Raw genomic sequence first — 17,199 nt, 5'->3', positions numbered from 1 at the left:
ATGGGAAAATTAGAACAAAAAGTAGCTGTAATTACCGGTGGTGGTAGTGGGATAGGCCGTGCGATCAGTCTGCAATTTGCTGCAGAAGGAGCAAAAGTTCATATTCTAGATTTGAATGAAGACGGTGGTAATGCGGTGGTTGATGAGATCTTGGCTTTGGGTGGTCAGGCTGTGTTTAATCGTTGTAATGTAACTGACCAGCAAGAAATTACTGCTATAGCACAAAATATCGGAAAAATTGATATTTTAGTAAATAATGCAGGTATTGCTCATGTTGGTAATTTGGAAAATTGTCAATCAGAAGATTTTGAGCGTGTTTTTAATGTGAATGTTAAGGGCGCTTATAATGCATTGCATGCTATCGTGCCGATGATGAAAGCGCAGGGTTCTGGAGCAATCCTTAATCTAGCATCCATCGCTGCATGGGTTGGTATCACGGATCGTTTTGCTTATTCGATGAGCAAAGGTGCTATTTACGCGATGTCAATGTCTGTTGCAAGGGATTACATGGTATACGGTATTCGTTGCAATAGCATTTCGCCTGCACGTGTACATACGCCATTTGTGGATGGATTTATCGCAAAAAACTATCCTGGAAAAGAGGAAGAAATGTTTGAAAAATTATCAGCAAGTCAGCCAATAGGCCGCATGGCACAACCGGAGGAAATTGCCAAATTAGCACTTTTCCTGTGTAGTGACGACGCGGGATTTATTACTGGAAATGACTATCCAATTGATGGTGGTTTTATTAAATTGAACAATTAAAAAGCTAAAAATAAAATATCTATTATCTCAATACTATAAAAATGAAATTAATACGTTTTGGAGCTCAAGGCAAAGAGAAAATCGGTGTTCAGATCGATGGCGTAAATTACGATGTAAGCGCATTTGGTGGTGATTACAATGAGCAATTCTTTGCTGAGGATGGTGTAGCTCGTTTAGAAGAATTTGTCAAGGCAAATGAAGGTAAGTTGATTGAAGTTCCTCAAGACGAGCGTATCGGAGCACCTTTTGCCCGTCCATCCAAAATTGTTTGTATTGGATTGAACTATTTAGACCATGCAAAGGAAACCAATGCACCTATTCCTGCTGAACCGATCATCTTTATGAAATCGACCACTTCGTTGGTAGGTCCATACGATAATGTGATGATTCCTAAAGATTCTGTAAAAACAGATTGGGAAGTGGAGTTCTGTATCGTGATCGGTAAAAAAGCCTCTTATGTAGAAGAGCATGAGGCCTTAGATTATGTGGTTGGTTATGTGTTGCACAATGATGTTTCCGAACGTGAGTATCAGTTGGAACGTGGCGGTACTTGGGATAAAGGAAAAGGATGTGATACTTTTGCGCCAATGGGACCTTTCATGGCTACAAAAGAAGAAATCAAAGATATCAACAATGTGCGCCTATGGTTAAAGGTAAACGGAAAAACCTATCAGGATGGCAATACCAAGGATTTGATCTTTTCGGTGGCACATGTGGTATCGTATGTATCTAAATTTATGACCTTGTTGCCTGGCGACGTTATTTCAACAGGTACACCTGCAGGTGTTGGGTTAGGATTTAATCCACCGATTTACTTGAAACCTGGCGATGTTATCGAGTTAGGAGCAGATGGTCTTGGGGAGTCCCGTCAGACTATTGTAGCGTATTCAAAAAATTAATTGCTCATCAGGTTTTCTTTTCATTATGCGTATAGATACCCATCAGCATTTCTGGAAATTCGATCCAATTAGAGATAGTTGGATTACCGAAGAAATGCAAGTCATAAGACGTGATTTCAGCCCTTTGGATATTCAGTTTGTGCTTGAACGAAATGGTTTCGGAGGGAGTGTTGCTGTTCAGGCAGATCAATCCAAAGAAGAGACTGCTTATTTGGTTCAGCTGGCTAATGATTATCCTTTTATTAAAGGCGTTGTGGGCTGGATTGATCTTCAAGCAGCAGATATTCGACAACAGTTGGATGGCTATCAATCAGATACGGTCATCAAAGGATTTCGTCACATTGTTGAAGGAGAAGTGGATCCTGATTTTCTTATCCGCCCTGCCGTACTAAATGGACTGAAGGCATTGGCAGATTATGGTTATACTTATGATCTGCTCATCCGTCCACGTCATTATGCAGCAACGCTGGATTGTGTGCAGCAAAATCCAAATCTACAATTTGTGTTGGATCATATTGCCAAACCGCCAATCAAGTCGAAAGCATTTGATGAGTGGGCAGCGTTTATCGATGCGCTATCGGCTTTTCCGAATGTTGTCTGTAAAGTTTCTGGACTTGCAACGGAGGCCGATTGGGAAGGATGGAAGCTTGATGATTTTAAACAATATCTGGAGCATATCTTTGCACGTTTTGGAAAGGAGCGCATTATGTATGGGTCAGATTGGCCGGTATGTCTATTGGCGGCATCTTACGAAGAAAGTATTGCCATAGTTGAAGATAAATTGGGGCAATTTACAGCTGCAGAGAAGAACGCATTTTGGGCAGAGAACGCTATACGCGTGTATAATCTTTAAGAGGAAAAACTTCAGCATGTTATGAAATGGAAAAATAACATGCTGAAGTTTTTTATTGGCCATGAAGCAGGATAATCGGCTTAATAACGTCAATATAAATTAATCAATAACCAGAGAAAGAGTTCATTGTTGCTAATGTTAAGCACAATCAATGAAACAAACCATTCAATAAAAGTATTATGGATCTTCATTTAAGAGATAAAGTTGTTATTGTTACCGGCGGAGCAAAAGGAATCGGGCGGGCCGTAGTTCATGCGTTAGCTAAAGAACAGGCTATTCCGGTCATTGTTGGTCGTAAACAGGCGGATAATGAAAAAGTCAAGGAAGAAATCAAGCAATTTGGTGTGGATGCACTCTGTATTGAAGCAGAGCTATCTAAACCCGAAGATTGTGAACGAGCAGTCCAAAAGACATTGGAAGTATATGGCCGTATCGATGGTTTGGTGAATAATGCTGGGCAAAATGATGGTGTCGGATTAGCATCAGGTAATTATGAAAAATTTGTTGCTTCTCTGCACAAGAACTTAATTCACTACTATCTGATGGCACATCATGCCTTGGATGCATTGAAAGCTTCTAAAGGTAGTATTGTGAATATTTCGTCCAAAACTGGCGAAACAGGACAGGGGAATACCTCGGCTTATGCTGCATCCAATGGCGGACGTAATGCGCTTACACGCGAGTGGGCTGTAGAATTGTTACCTTACTCGATTCGTGTAAATGCCATTATCGTGGCAGAATGTGCCACTCCGCAATACGATACCTGGATTCAAACCTTATCAAATCCGGAGGAGACCTTGAAGAAAATTACGGACCGCATTCCATTGGAGCATCGCATGACGACAGCAGAAGAAATCGCCGATACAACTGTATTTCTTTTATCGAGCAAATCAAGCCATACGACAGGTCAGTTGATTCATGTGGACGGTGGCTATGTGCATCTGGATCGCTCTATTATTGCTGAATCGTAGCAGAACAGCGATTGGATTTTGGAAATTAAACTTGTGTGGTTTTTAAAGTGACAACTCCGGTTCATTTCCAAAATCCATAATCGTTTTTTTGACACTTTCCGACGAGCTGATTAAAGGTAAACATTGGAGTTTGGATAGCGCGGCAGCTGTGACTATAAACACGATAGGCTGTATAGAACGAGAAAGTTGCTATATAATATGGGGATAAAACAAAAAAAGCCTGTTCAATGAACAAGCTTTTTTTGTGGTGCCACCTGGGTTCGAACCAGGGACACAAGGATTTTCAGTCCTTTGCTCTACCAGCTGAGCTATGGCACCAGTTGACCTTTTATTTAAATCTGTGATCATCAGATTGAAGCGTGGTGCCACCTGGGTTCGAACCAGGGACACAAGGATTTTCAGTCCTTTGCTCTACCAGCTGAGCTATGGCACCGCTTTTTTGCTATGGGTTTGTTCCCCTATTGCGATGCAAATATAGTCCGATAATTTGAATTCTAAAACTTTTATGCAGATTATTTTCGTACTTTTTTCGAACGTGTTGATTTTGATCGAGATAAAATTACAAGAAACTAACATATAAGAAAAGGAATAAGCTGTATCTTTGCATTTCAATAATTAGAGATGAGTAAAAGAGGAAGAGTTTTAGTTGCAATGAGTGGAGGGGTAGATAGCTCCGTTGCTTCTGTCATGCTCCACGAACAAGGATATGAAGTTATCGGTATCACGATGAAGACATGGGATTATGCATCCGCAGGTGGTTCGTCGAAAGAGACCGGATGTTGTAGCCTTGATAGTATCAATGACGCTCGTACATTAGCCGTAAACTATGGTTTCCCTCATTATATATTAGATATACGTGATGAGTTTGGAGATTTTGTGATTGATAATTTTGTAGAAGAATATATTGCTGGGCGCACGCCTAATCCATGCGTATTGTGTAATACCCACATCAAGTGGGAGGCTTTAATGAAACGTGCTGACAAATTGGACTGTGAATTTATCGCTACCGGGCACTATGCCAATATCCGTATGCACGACAATGGTCGCTATGTGATATCAAAAGGTAAGGATGAAAACAAAGATCAATCTTACGTTCTATGGGGCGTGTCACAAGAAAACCTTGCTCGGACCCAGTTTCCTTTAGGATCTTTCACGAAAAAGGAAATTCGTCAGATGGCTTTGGATATGGGACAAAAAGAATTGGCCAATAAGTCAGAAAGTTATGAAATCTGTTTCGTTCCTGACAACGACTACCGTGCGTTTTTGAGACATAAGGTGCCAACATTGGATCAACAAATTGGTCCGGGTAATTTTATCCTTTCCGATGGTACCGTCGTCGGTAAACATATTGGCTACCCTTATTTCACCATCGGTCAACGTAAAGGCTTAGGTATTGCCTTGGGTAAACCGATGTTTGTGATCGAAATCCTTCCAGAAAGTAATACGGTGGTATTGGGTGAAGAACACGAACTTGAAAAGTCACATGCCTATGTTCGCAATGTGAACTTTGTGAAATACGCAGGACTGGATCAACCGATGGAAGCAATTTCAAAGGTACGTTATAAAGATTCTGGTGCTTTGTCGACCATCTCCCAAGAAGGTGATAAAGTGCGCATTGATTTTGTACACAATGTGAAAGGTATTGCTCCTGGACAATCGGCCGTTTTTTATGAAGGCAATGATCTACTCGGTGGTGGTTTCTTAATGAAATAAGAAGAAGCTGGACTGAGATCTAGCATAAGAATTTTAATCCCTATACTGTAACAAAAGTATAGGGATTTTTATTTGGTTTAAAATGCGATTTATTTGAGCTTCAAACTAGAAGATATTCGCTTTCCGCCTTTGTGAAAATTGAGAAATCTTAATTTGTTTTTACTAATAATTTTAGTAATTTTAACTTATGAATTCGTCAGAATATTTTAAGGGTAGAGGGGCACAGATCAATCCCAATAACAAATTTTTTTCTAACCAATACGTGCAGGAGCATGTTGAAGGGCTGGATGAGGAGTTTTTGGGGACCGAAAAAACACAATTTATTCCGACTCATCCAAAATCCATTATATCCAAATCAAATAGCCCGGATCTCCGTTTTGAAAGATCCATTAATCCCTATCAGGGCTGTGAACATGGTTGTATTTATTGTTATGCACGCAATTCGCATGAGTATTGGGGTTTTAGTGCAGGATTGGATTTTGAGCGTAAGATCTTGGTAAAACATAATGCCGCTCAGCTTCTCGAACAGGAGTTTAGAAAATCGAGCTATCAGCCCGATTTGATTATGCTTTCAGGCAATACAGACTGTTACCAACCTATTGAACGGAAGCTGGGTATCACACGTTCGCTTTTAGAATTGATGGTCAAATACCAGCATCCGGTCTCTATCATCAGCAAAAATGTACTGATGCGGCGGGATTTTGATCTTTTGCGTGAGCTTGCAGCACGCAATCTGGTTTCCGTTGCAGTAACCATCAATTCGTTGCGCGAGGAGGTACGTCAGAAAATGGAACCCCGTACTGCAACCGCATCGGCCCGGTTGAAACTGATTGAGGGATTGGCAGGGATAGGTGTACCCGTCATGCTGATGATGGCGCCCATCGTTCCGGGGATCAATAGTGATGAGATTTCAGATTTGATTCGTTCGGGAGCAGATGCGGGAGCAGTTACGGCCTCTTATACCATCGTACGGCTCAATGGACAGATCGGTGGTATCTTTAAGGATTGGCTCTATCAGAACTATCCTGATCGTGCTGAAAAGGTATTACATTGGATTGAAGCCTGCCATGGCGGAAAAATTAACGATACCGATTTCGGACGGAGGATAAAAGGGGATGGCCATATGGCCGAGAGTTTACAGCATTTATTCAAGCTTTCCGTCAAGAAATATATGAATAATGGGACACTTCCATCCTTGAGAAGGGATCTTTTCCGCTTACCCGATGCAGGCACGCAGCTGGGAATGTTTTAGTTATTAGTGTCAAATGGCTGCAGAAAATTAAGCCATTTGTGTAATTTTAAAAATGGAAATTAAAACAGAACGGCTCAAGCTCAGATCCGTAGAGAAAATAGATGTGGAAAATATCCATTCCCTATTAATGTACCCTGAATCTGCATTGTTTAATCCGAGTGGATTTCCGGATGGAATAGCCCATACGGAGCAAATGGTGGAAGCTTGGTCTGCGCAAATCAATGAATCCGATGTCCGAAAGGATTATACCTTTTATATAGAAACTCTAGAAGGAAAGGAGTTTATTGGTCTAATTAATATCAGTGTTGTCAAGCTACGCTATCGAAATGCAGAAGTATGGTTTAAGCTTGTTCCGACAATGTGGAATAAGGGCTATGCAACAGAGGCATTGAACCGAATCCTGACATTTGGTTTCAAGGAACTTAATTTTCATAGAATTGAGGGCGGTTGTGCTGTTGAAAATATCGCTTCCGCGAAAGTAATGGAGAAAGTCGGCATGGTCAAAGAGGCCCGCAGACGGAAAATTTTGCCTTTAGAAGATGGTTGGAGCGACAATTATGAATTTGCTATTCTCGAGGAGGAATACCCGCTTTAAATTTTAGTAAAAAAGCCCGATTCATGCAATGAATCAGGCTTTTTTTATTGATAAGATCGAGGTTCAATAAACTAAGATTTCTTTCTTTTGATCAAAACATAACTTACATAGAGTAATATAAGCCAAGCAGGGATCAATTCTACCGGAAGTTTCATTCCTGTTATCCACATGATGCCAAGTACAGCGATCAAAAAGATCAGACAGATATAATTACTTAGGGGATATAGAAAGGATGGGAACTTGGTCCGCAAGTGGGCATCGAGTTTATTCTTTCTGAAATACAAATGTGTAATGGAAATCATGACCCAGTTTATAATCAGTGAAGATACCACAAGCGACATCAAGATCTCCAAGGCATTTTTCGGCGCAACATAGTTGATAAATACACAGATCGCAGCGAACAGTGCCGAGACCAAAATTGCGTTAATAGGCGCATGATTCTTGTTGAGTTTCGAAAGAAAACGAGGGGCATTCCCCTGTTCTGCCAGTCCATATAGCATTCTGCTGTTGCTGTACACGCTACTATTATATACCGATAATGCGGCGGTAAGGACAATGAGATTTAGTGCATTTGCGATAATTTTTGTGAAATAGAAAGTCTTTCCAAAGAGGGTAAATTCAAATCCATTAAGTTTGTCAAATACCAGTACAAAGGGACTTGTATCGGCGGTGATATTCGTCCACGGTGTCAAAGAGAAAAGAATAATGAGTGCACCTACATAAAAGATCAAGATCCGATAGATCACCTGGTTGGTCGCTTTGGGGATGTTCTTTTCGGGATGTTCGGCTTCTGCAGCAGTAATACCAACCAACTCTAGGCCACCGAAAGAAAACATAATCAATGCCATGGCCGAAAGGAGACCTTCAAAATTGCCATCCGATGTTTCATTAAACCAGCCTTTTGGGAAAAAACCGCCATGTGAAGTCAGGTTGCTGAGACTTGCCTGCTCACCTCCAGTACCGCTTACCAGTAAGTATACACCGAAAACTATCATTGCGATGATCGCAATAACCTTAATAATGGAAAACCAAAATTCCGTCTCGCCATAAATTTTGACAGAGGCAAGATTAAGGGCGTTGATTGCAAAGAAGAAAAATAAACTTGATGCCCATAAGGGTATTTCTGGCCACCAGAACTGCACATAAACACCTATTGCTGTGAGTTCGGCCATGCTCACCAAGATATACAGGACCCAATAGTTCCAGCCCGAAGCATAACCTGCAAAAGAACCCCAATATTTATTGGCGAAGTAGCTAAAACTTCCTGAAACAGGTTCTTCAACGACCATCTCGCCCAATTGGCGCATAATAAAAAAAGCAATAATTCCAGCGAAAGCATAGCCGAGTATAACTGCCGGCCCAGCAAGCGTGGCAGCCTTTCCGATACCTAGAAATAAGCCTGTACCAATTGCACCACCCAGGGCAATTAATTGAATATGTCTATTTTGAAGTCCTCTTTTTAATTCTTCCTTATTGTTCTGTTTCTCCATGTGTATGGTTAATACGGTTACTAGTCTGTGTTGACCGATCCTTGGCAGGGGAAACCTATGAAGACTTTACTCCGTACCAGAATCGAATTGGTCAAAATTGCTGCCGCTGTATGATGTGCCGACGAATATAGTGGCTCCCAGTGCATCTTTTGCCCTAAGCGCATAAAGTTAACAAAACACTTAGGTATTTGTGCACATTCTGTTGTGCTTTTAATGTATTTCGTTATTTTTTATAAACAATGGCGGTAACCATGTTTTTGGCTAAGAAATAGAAAGCGCCGTAATTTGAAAATACGGCGCTTTATGAATTAGTAGCTAGTGTGATTTTTGGCCACTCTAGCTAATAACGAAATCTTATTTGCAAATGCTACTCAAAAAGATAAATTAATTTGCTTTTTGTGTTTTTTCTACGCTGCAGTCGCATCCACAGCCTTTTGAGCAGCTCGACTTGCCCTTCAATGATTTTCGGACATTTTTAACGACATACCATACAGCCGCCAAAACGAGAATTCCTACGATGAGATATTGTACTGTTAAATTATCCATAGCTTTTTATTTTAAAAGTTGATAAGCAATTAAGGCACTGAAATAGGCCAAACCTGTCATAAAACCAAGCTGTATTAAAGTCCATTTCCACGAACCTGTTTCCCTTTTTACTGCCGCAATTGTACTCATACATTGCATAGCAAAAGCATAGAACAGTAATAAGGATACACCGGAAGCTAAATTGTAAGCCGGTAAACCGGTATTCCGGTTAATTTCGCTTTTCATTTTGCCTAATACCGTTGTTTTAGATGCTTCATCTTCGATATCCACTTCGTCACCAAGGCTATACACGGTGGCCATTGTGCCAACAAATACTTCACGGGCAGCAAAAGAGGAAATAAGACCTATACCCATCTTCCAGTCATAGCCCAATGGTTCAACAACAGGTTCAATAGCCATGCCAAGATAACCAAGGAAGGAGTGTTCCAGACGATAAGATGAAACTTCATGCTCCAAATCTGCTTCGGACAGGTTGGGGTTATTTTTTGTTACATATTCTTCTGCTTGGCTAAATTTGTCGTTTGGACCAAAACTACCTAATGCCCAGAGTATAACGGAAATGGCTAAAATAATTTTACCTGCGCCGAAGACAAAGCTTGATGCTTTTTCCCAAACATTTAAGGCTACATTTTTCCAATCTGGAGTCTTATAGGTGGGGAGTTCAAAGATGAGAAATGATTTGTGTTTTGATTTGATGACTTTGGTCAGGATAATCGCGGATAGCAAAGCTGCGAATATGCCAAGCAGGTACATCACAAACAATACAATACCTTGTATTTGAAATCCTCCTAATTTCGTGTCCGGTATCACCAGTCCGATCAGAACGATATAAATAGGAAGTCGTGCTGAGCAGGTCATAAAAGGCGTTACCAGAATAGTGACCAGTCTTTCTTTGCTATTTTCGATGTTACGTGCAGACATGACCGCAGGAACAGCACAGGCTACGCCCGAAATCAATGGAATCACTGATTTTCCATTCAGACCAAAGGGACGAAGCCAGCGGTCCATCAGGAAAACAACACGGCTCATATAGCCCGTTTCTTCCATGATCGAGATAAAGATGTATAAAATAACGATCTGTGGGATGAAGATTACAATCCCGCCAATACCTTTGATAATACCATTGCTAAGCAAATCGGTCAGAGGTCCTGCAGGAAGTGCTGTTTGCGTATAGGCTGCAAGATCACCAAATAAACCATCGATAAAATCCATGGCTGGTCCAGACCAGGTATAAATTGCTTGGAAGATTAAAAAGAGGATACCAAAGAAGATGACATAACCAAAGATTGGGTGAAGCAGGATGCTATCAATCATATTGGTTTTGTTTTTATTCGAGGATTCATCCTTTACATAGATTTCAGCAAGGCTGCTATCTAAGGATTTACTACGCAGTATGGCTTCGTCTTTTTGCAGCTTTTCGGCCCGCAATTGATATTTTTCACGTATTTGCTGAATAGCCTGATTTTTTTCCTTCGATAAAAAAGATACTTCGCCTTTGGCCAGGTATTGCCAGGTATGGTATTCCGTATCTAATGGAAAAAGACGTTTGGTTTCCTCTAATGCTGCATCAGCTTCCGTTGGTAAACTGAATTTGCTGATATACATGGGGGGAGCAGCATCAAAGTTTTTAATCAGCTGGTCGATACCTTGCCCCGTACGTGCATTGGTTTCGTATACTTTTGTATTTAATAGGTGCTCAAGTTTCTGAATATCGATTGTAATTCCTTTTTCTTTGGCTTCATCAATCATATTGATGACAAAGATGGCCGGCAGACCGAGTTCCCGGGCTTGTTGATAAAGAATAATAGACCGTTTTAGGTTCGTAGGTTCAGCGACGACAACGACGAGGTTCGGTCTGAAACTACTTTCTTTATTGACTAAAGTGTTGAAAACAACTTCTTCGTCCAGTGAACTTGGGAACAGGGTATATGTGCCCGGTAAGTCAATAATGCGATAAACTTTGTTGTTGGCTTTAACTTGCCCCTCACGTTTTTCGACCGTAATACCGGGATAATTTCCTACTTTCTGATTTAATTTTGTAATCCGGTTAAATAGAGATGTTTTACCCACATTTGGATTACCCAAAAGTGCAATAATCGGGTTATTCATTATTTCTGATCAATAAGGATGGCTTTGGCTTCTGATTTGCGGATAGCAATTAAGGCGTTATTAGCACTAATATTTAGACATATAGGACCGTCCAAAGGTGCGATATGTTTCACCTCTACTTCAGTACCGGGAATAAACCCCAATTCGAAAAATTTAGCTGGAATTTCGTGTGAATCAAAATCTATAATTACCGCTTTTTCCCCTTTTTTTAGCTTATCTAAGCTAGTTCTATTACGCATCTGCCTGTTTTTTTGAATTCTTCAAATATACAGAATTTCTACCATTTAGAATGATTCTAATGTCATAGTTATGTATTTAGTAAAAAACAGCTATCTTTACTATTCAGAACGATTAATTATCAACCAGAATGAAGATTGAGGACGAAATCAAAGTAAGTAAATTCAGCAATGAATGGCATCGTTGTACGGTAAATATTCTATACACGTACAATTGGATTAACAATGAGCTTGAACAGCGTGCTGCCAAAGAAGGAATCACTTTGAAACAGTTTAATGTCTTGCGCATATTGAGAGGGCAGTATCCCAAGCCTGCAACCAATAATCTGATTAAATCAAGAATGTTGAGCACTACACCGGATATTTCGCGTATGATTGATCGCATGGTTTCCAAAGAATTGGTTTCACGTTGTCAATCGGGGGGTGATAAAAGGGCAGTGGATTTGGTTATCACTGAGAAGGGGCTCGAGATTCTTAAGAGTTTAGATGAGGAAATGCTGATGAAGGATCTTTTACCCGATCGAATTAGCGAAAAAGAGGCAATGACTTTAAGTGCACTGTTGGATAAACTTCGCGGCTAAAGAAATTAATGCGCATGGTCATGATGTTCATGATCATGCGATTGTTGGTGTTGATCGTGCCCATGATCATGTTCTCCGACAAATAAGAAACTTCCGAGTGCAATAGCAACGCCAGCTATCACAGCAATCATTTTCTTTTTATTGAATTTATGATGGTCAATTGAGCCCGATTCAAAAAGTATCGTTGTAGATATGTGCAAGAAGATACCAATAACCACGGCCATGATTTTATCAAAATATTGCTGGATATTGCCTACTTCACCTGCACTGATGGCTTTGCTCAGTAAAAAGCCAAAAGGGGTCATTGCCGCAAATAAAGCTAGTGTAATGAGAATGGTGTTTTTCTTTAAATGCGTGCTTATTAGAATACTCCCCAATGCAAATGCCGCCGGAATGTGGTGGATGGATATGCCTAGGGCAAGTTCAGTCTGATGTGTTGCTGCAAGTGGCATGCCCTCAAGGAAAGCATGAAGACATAGACTGAACATAATACCGATTGGAAAACGATGGCTGTGGTGGTCGTGATCATTGTCGGTATGGATATGGCCATGCTCGATCCCTTGGGAGAACTGTTCAAGAAAGAGCTGGAAAAGAAATCCAGCAAGCACATAAATACCCAATACCTCAGGTGAAGTATTGGTGGACTGATAGACATGCGGAATGAGATGAAGCACGGTAATGGAGAACAAATAGGCTCCACTGAAAGAAAGGATGAGTTTGAGAAAACTGTTTCCTTTCTTTTGTACAAAAAATACGGAAATTCCACTTGCAAATGCAGGTATGAATAAAATTAAAATCAATAAAATTGAATTCATTATACGTGTTCAGTTTTAAAAAAGCTAGGTACAAACCGTTTGAATAGATAGCCTGTCGCCAAACCAACTAGTATACCTAAGGCTGAACCACAGAGGACATCAAACGGGTAATGGACACCAACATAAATTTGAGAGACTGAAATTAAGGTTGCCCAGGTAATACAAAGCCAAAGTGCATGTTTCCATCTTCTCCGGAAAAGTACAATCCAGAAAAAAGCAAGGGAAAAATGATTGGCCGCATGAGAGGAGGTAAAGCTAAAGCCAGAGCCACATCGCACCCGGATGTTGACATTTTCTTTAAACTCCACGTCGTTACATGGTCTAATTCTTTTTACAGTCTTTTTGATCAAATGAGATGATATACCATCGGAAACTCCGAAGGTAACCAAGGTCATGGCAACAATTAGAATTCCCGTTTTTCCATAGGTCTTTATGAAAAATATGATCAGAAATAAATACAAGGGTGCCCAAGTGTATGGATTGCGTAATATAGGCAATAACCAATCAAATACGGGGTTACTCAAGCCCTGATTAATGGCCAGAAAAATCTCTTGATCAATGTGTACTAATTGTTGAATCATAAATGTTGCTGATGACAATGAAATTCCCAAACTTTAAAAACTCACTTTTCAAAAGTAAAAATAATTTCATTGCAAACGGTTGTTTCTTTTAAAAACAACTTTGTTGCAACAAATATACGTTAAATATTCATTAATTATAATTTTAATTCGATATTTTATTGCCATTGTGCTAAATTTACACGTTAATCAATTCAAAAGAAATGACTTTAATTAAATCAATATCAGGAATACGAGGTACGATAGGCGGGCGTGCTGGAGAGGCACTTACCCCGATAGATATCGTTAAGTTTACAGCTGCTTATGGCAAAATAATTGTTAAGCAGAGTGGTATCAAAAAAATTGTTGTTGGAAGAGATGCGCGTGTTTCTGGTGAGATGGTAAGTAATTTGGTGATTGGAACCCTGCAAAGCATCGGTGTTGATGTGGTTGATTTAGGCCTTTCAACAACGCCGACGGTAGAGATTGCTGTACCTATGGAAAAAGCTGCTGGTGGTATTATTTTGACTGCTTCACACAATCCAGGTCAATGGAATGCGCTAAAGTTACTGAATGCAAAGGGCGAATTTATTTCAGATGCCGAAGGGCAAGAGGTATTGGCCCTTGGTGAATCCCTAGACTTTGATTTTTCCGAAGTTGAAGCATTAGGACAGGTTCATAAAGACTATTCATATTTACAGAAACATGTAGACGCTGTATTGGCGTTGGAATATGTTGATAAGGAAGCTATTAAAGCCGCTAATTTTAAAGTTGCTTTGGATGCCGTAAACAGTACAGGTGGTACATTTATACCTGCCTTATTGGATGCGCTTGGTGTGCAGACAATCTATAAAATCCATTGTGAGCCGAATGGTCAGTTTCCGCATAATCCCGAACCATTAAAAGAGAACTTGACGGATCTATCGGCTGCGGTTATTGAAAACAAAGCGGATTTGGGGATTGCTGTAGATCCAGATGTAGATCGATTGGTCTTTATGATGGAAGATGGTGAGTTATTTGGTGAAGAATATACCTTAGTGGCAGTAGCGGACTACTTATTGCAGCATAAAAAAGGAAATACAGTTTCTAATTTATCTTCCACACGCGCACTGCGTGATGTGACTAAAGCACATGGTGGCGAATATTATGCCGCTGCTGTTGGTGAAGTCAACGTGGTTACAAAGATGAAGGAAGTAGATGCGGTAATTGGCGGAGAAGGAAACGGTGGTGTTATTTATCCGGCATCTCATTATGGCCGTGATGCGCTAGTAGGCGTGGCTATCTTCTTGACACATTTGGCTAAACTTGGTAAAAAAGCTTCCGAATACCGCGCGTCTTTACCGCAGTACTTTATGTCAAAAAACAAAATTACGCTGACTCCGGAATTGGACATTGATAACCTATTGGCCAAAATGGAGGAAAAATATAAAAATGAAGATCATTCAACAATCGATGGCTTGAAAATAGACTTTGAAAATGAATGGGTGCATTTGCGTAAATCGAATACCGAACCGATTATTCGGATTTACTCGGAGGGACCTACGCCTGAAGCTGCTGAGCAGATCGCGCAGAAGATTATCCGCGAAATCGAAGAAATAATTAAATAAAGACAAAAAGCTGCATATGCAGCTTTTTGTTTTAAGACTGATCTCATCGGAAGAGGATTGTCTTAGCTATTACGAAGTTTTATAATGTATGATTAGAAAGATCATTTTAGGTACGTATTGTTTTCTTAGTTTAATCTTATTTGTCTTTCCGACAAGTGCCCAGCAGCCTATGGACGAAATCAATGGGCTACTGGATCGTTGGCACAAAACTTCGGGTGAGGTAAAATATGGCCCATTTTTGAATGTTATTGCTTCGGATGGAGTTATTTTGGGTACTGATCATGATGAAAGGTGGGATAAAGCCCATGCGGAGAAGTTCAGCGATCAATATTTCAATCCCAAAAATGCCTGGACTTACACCTATGACAAGCGGCATATCAGCTTTAATGCCGATAGTACGACGGCCTGGTTTGATGAAACGTTTAAGATCAATACCAAGTCCTTTCGTGGCGTGGGCGTATTAAGTAAGGTGGACAATGAATGGAAGCTTCGTCAATACAGCATGTCCATGTCGGCACCTTATGCGGATGTGAAAGCGGCCGTAGGTGGAAAGGCAGGTCAGAAAATTCACAGTAACCTATTATTGGTTATGGTGCTGTTTTTCTTTATGGCCATGTTATTTGTGCTGAGTCAACGCCTCAAGATCTCTTACCCCATTCTGTTGGTTATTGGCGGACTGGTGATCTCGTTGATCCCCGGGGCACCTGTCATAAGTGTTGATCCCGATATCGTGTTTATGGTATTTTTGCCACCCTTGCTTTTTGAAGCAGCCTGGTATACCAATTGGGGGAACTTTCTGAAGTGGCGACGGTCTATTTTTATCATGGGCTTTGGTTTAGTCTTCTTCACATCGCTGGCGATTGCCTACTTTTCGGTCAGTATTATTCCGGGATTTACCTTGGCGCTGGGCTTTTTACTGGGTGGGATTATCTCTCCCCCAGATGCCGTGGCTGCTAGTTCTGTCCTGAAAGGGGTAAGTATTCCTAAACGTGGAATTGCGATATTGGAAGGGGAAAGCCTGGTGAATGATGCGGCCTCATTGACGGTATTTAGATTTGCATCCATTGCCATACTTACCGGCCAGTTTGTGATGAGCACTGCGACGACGCAGTTTCTGATGTTATCGGTCATGGGTGTTGTCGTTGGCTTGGTCATCGGTCACATCCTCTATATATTCTTACGTTATGTTGCTAAGTCTTCGAGCATTTCAACACCCATAACGCTCATTGCGCCTTACCTGATGTATATTGTTGCGGAGCATTTTGAGTGGTCGGGGGTCTTGGCTGTGGTTAGTGGCGGATTGTTTCTTTCTTTCCGGGCAGGGGATTACCTCAACTATCATACGCGTATCCAAACGAAAGAGGTTTGGGCGACAGTGGGTTTTCTCTTAAATGGATTTGTCTTTATTTTAATTGGACTTGAACTTCCGGTGATCATCAATGGTTTGGGGGAATACTCCATGGAGGAAGCTATTGATTATGCATTGGCGATCTGTGTAATTGTTATTGTTTTGCGATTAATCGCCGTTTATCTTTCGGCGTTTGTTCCCAGGATATTATTCAAACGGGTCCGCATCAAGGAAAAGAGTCCAGGGTGGAAATTGCCCCTGGTCGTTGGCTGGGCCGGTATGCGCGGAGTGGTTTCTTTGGCGTCAGCATTAGCAATACCATTGACGTTATATGATGGAACGGCCTTCCCACACCGAAATCTGATTTTGTTCATTACCTTTGTGGTTATTTTAGTGACGCTTGTTTTTCAGGGGCTTACATTGCCTTTGTTGATTAAATTGATAAAAATTGAGGAGGTCGATGAGCAAGCTTCAATGGAAGAGCAAATCGATGAGATTCGGGTACGTCTTGGCAAAGAATCTATTGCGTATCTGGATAAACATTACGCAAAGGAAATGCTGGAGCATGAGACAATTGCCCGTGTTAAAGAGCAGATCATCCGCAGTGTAAATGCATCCGAACGAGCGAAAGAGGAGGATACACGTGCGCAGCTTTCGGCAGTAAGGGGGCTCTATAATAAAATTATGTTGGAACTTTTGGCGCTACGTCGTGACGGCCTGTACAAGATCAAGGAAAGCAAGGCTTTTGACAGTGATGTTATTAAAGAGATGGAGTATTCCCTGGATTTGGAAGAATCGCGTTTGTCGCGCAAGTAGTTGTTTATAAACGAGTAAATCTTGGTTTTTGCACTGCGAAACCTAG

General features: G+C 40.8%; 16 protein-coding genes and 2 tRNA genes. 10 read left to right on the top strand and 8 right to left on the bottom strand.

Annotation, left to right across the window (positions count from 1 at the left end; all coding sequences use genetic code 11):
• From GVK91_RS24265 to GVK91_RS24250, 4 genes are all read left to right on the top strand, one after another.
• Entirely contained in the window at positions 1-765 is a 765-nt protein-coding gene (locus tag GVK91_RS24265) for an SDR family NAD(P)-dependent oxidoreductase (protein ID WP_159731724.1), read from the top strand.
• A 41-nt stretch (positions 766-806) separates the two neighbouring features.
• Entirely contained in the window at positions 807-1,664 is an 858-nt protein-coding gene (locus GVK91_RS24260; protein ID WP_153845152.1) for a fumarylacetoacetate hydrolase family protein, read from the top strand.
• A 25-nt stretch (positions 1,665-1,689) separates the two neighbouring features.
• Entirely contained in the window at positions 1,690-2,517 is an 828-nt protein-coding gene (locus GVK91_RS24255; RefSeq protein WP_159731722.1) for an amidohydrolase, read from the top strand.
• 179 nt (positions 2,518-2,696) lie between these two features.
• Positions 2,697-3,488: an SDR family oxidoreductase gene (locus GVK91_RS24250; protein WP_159731720.1), complete on the top strand. Its 792-nt coding sequence runs from the start codon at positions 2,697-2,699 to the stop codon at positions 3,486-3,488.
• A gap of 245 nt (positions 3,489-3,733) precedes the next feature.
• Here the strand turns inward: GVK91_RS24250 and GVK91_RS24245 are convergent.
• Both GVK91_RS24245 and GVK91_RS24240 read right to left on the bottom strand, forming a co-directional pair.
• A tRNA-Phe gene (locus GVK91_RS24245) sits at positions 3,734-3,806 on the bottom strand.
• A gap of 42 nt (positions 3,807-3,848) precedes the next feature.
• Positions 3,849-3,921, bottom strand: a tRNA-Phe gene (locus GVK91_RS24240).
• A 188-nt stretch (positions 3,922-4,109) separates the two neighbouring features.
• Here GVK91_RS24240 and mnmA point away from each other — a divergent pair.
• From mnmA to GVK91_RS24225, 3 genes are all read left to right on the top strand, one after another.
• On the top strand, positions 4,110-5,201 hold the full coding sequence (mnmA, locus tag GVK91_RS24235; RefSeq protein WP_046672147.1) for a tRNA 2-thiouridine(34) synthase MnmA: 1,092 nt from the start codon (positions 4,110-4,112) through the stop codon (positions 5,199-5,201).
• A gap of 187 nt (positions 5,202-5,388) precedes the next feature.
• The gene (locus GVK91_RS24230; protein ID WP_159731718.1) at positions 5,389-6,453 is read left to right on the top strand and encodes a PA0069 family radical SAM protein; all 1,065 of its coding nucleotides are present in this window, start codon (positions 5,389-5,391) and stop codon (positions 6,451-6,453) included.
• Between the two features lie 52 nt (positions 6,454-6,505).
• Complete coding sequence (locus tag GVK91_RS24225; RefSeq protein ID WP_159731716.1) at positions 6,506-7,048, top strand: GNAT family N-acetyltransferase; 543 nt, start codon at positions 6,506-6,508, stop codon at positions 7,046-7,048.
• A 71-nt stretch (positions 7,049-7,119) separates the two neighbouring features.
• On the opposite strand, the gene GVK91_RS24220 is transcribed toward GVK91_RS24225, so the two are convergent.
• The 4 genes from GVK91_RS24220 to GVK91_RS24205 form a co-directional block, all read right to left on the bottom strand.
• On the bottom strand, positions 7,120-8,538 hold the full coding sequence (locus GVK91_RS24220) for an amino acid permease (RefSeq protein ID WP_120336228.1): 1,419 nt from the start codon (positions 8,536-8,538) through the stop codon (positions 7,120-7,122).
• A gap of 384 nt (positions 8,539-8,922) precedes the next feature.
• The gene (locus GVK91_RS24215) at positions 8,923-9,084 is read right to left on the bottom strand and encodes a FeoB-associated Cys-rich membrane protein (protein WP_075993917.1); all 162 of its coding nucleotides are present in this window, start codon (positions 9,082-9,084) and stop codon (positions 8,923-8,925) included.
• Positions 9,085-9,090: 6 nt separating this feature from the next.
• Positions 9,091-11,193 carry a ferrous iron transport protein B gene (gene feoB, locus GVK91_RS24210; RefSeq protein ID WP_153845157.1) on the bottom strand — a complete coding sequence of 701 codons (2,103 nt, stop codon included), beginning with the start codon at positions 11,191-11,193 and terminating at the stop codon, positions 9,091-9,093.
• On the bottom strand, positions 11,193-11,432 hold the full coding sequence (locus GVK91_RS24205; protein ID WP_159731714.1) for a FeoA family protein: 240 nt from the start codon (positions 11,430-11,432) through the stop codon (positions 11,193-11,195). The genes feoB and GVK91_RS24205 overlap by 1 nt, the downstream gene beginning before the upstream one ends.
• A gap of 128 nt (positions 11,433-11,560) precedes the next feature.
• Here GVK91_RS24205 and GVK91_RS24200 point away from each other — a divergent pair, with 128 nt between their 5' ends.
• Positions 11,561-12,010, top strand: a complete 450-nt coding sequence (locus GVK91_RS24200) for a MarR family winged helix-turn-helix transcriptional regulator (protein ID WP_153845158.1) — start codon at positions 11,561-11,563, stop codon at positions 12,008-12,010.
• Between the two features lie 5 nt (positions 12,011-12,015).
• Here GVK91_RS24200 and GVK91_RS24195 read toward each other — a convergent pair whose 3' ends face one another.
• Together GVK91_RS24195 and GVK91_RS24190 are read right to left on the bottom strand one after the other, a co-directional pair.
• Positions 12,016-12,825, bottom strand: a complete 810-nt coding sequence (locus tag GVK91_RS24195) for a ZIP family metal transporter (RefSeq protein ID WP_159731712.1) — start codon at positions 12,823-12,825, stop codon at positions 12,016-12,018.
• Positions 12,825-13,406: a phosphatase PAP2 family protein gene (locus GVK91_RS24190; protein ID WP_153845160.1), complete on the bottom strand. Its 582-nt coding sequence runs from the start codon at positions 13,404-13,406 to the stop codon at positions 12,825-12,827. Before GVK91_RS24190 ends, GVK91_RS24195 begins: the two co-directional genes overlap by 1 nt.
• Before the next feature lie 200 nt (positions 13,407-13,606).
• Here GVK91_RS24190 and glmM point away from each other — a divergent pair, with 200 nt between their 5' ends.
• Both glmM and GVK91_RS24180 read left to right on the top strand, forming a co-directional pair.
• Positions 13,607-14,989: a phosphoglucosamine mutase gene (glmM, locus tag GVK91_RS24185; RefSeq protein ID WP_120336231.1), complete on the top strand. Its 1,383-nt coding sequence runs from the start codon at positions 13,607-13,609 to the stop codon at positions 14,987-14,989.
• Positions 14,990-15,077: 88 nt separating this feature from the next.
• The gene (locus GVK91_RS24180) at positions 15,078-17,153 is read left to right on the top strand and encodes a Na+/H+ antiporter (protein WP_159731710.1); all 2,076 of its coding nucleotides are present in this window, start codon (positions 15,078-15,080) and stop codon (positions 17,151-17,153) included.
• The last annotated feature ends 46 nt before the right edge of the window (positions 17,154-17,199 follow it).

Origin of the sequence: Sphingobacterium sp. 18053 (genome assembly GCF_902706145.1) — a bacterium.
Classification (GTDB): Bacteria; Bacteroidota; Bacteroidia; order Sphingobacteriales; family Sphingobacteriaceae; genus Sphingobacterium; species Sphingobacterium paramultivorum.
Note: the sequence above shows the minus strand (reverse complement) of the source record. Positions and strands in the feature narration are given on the sequence as shown.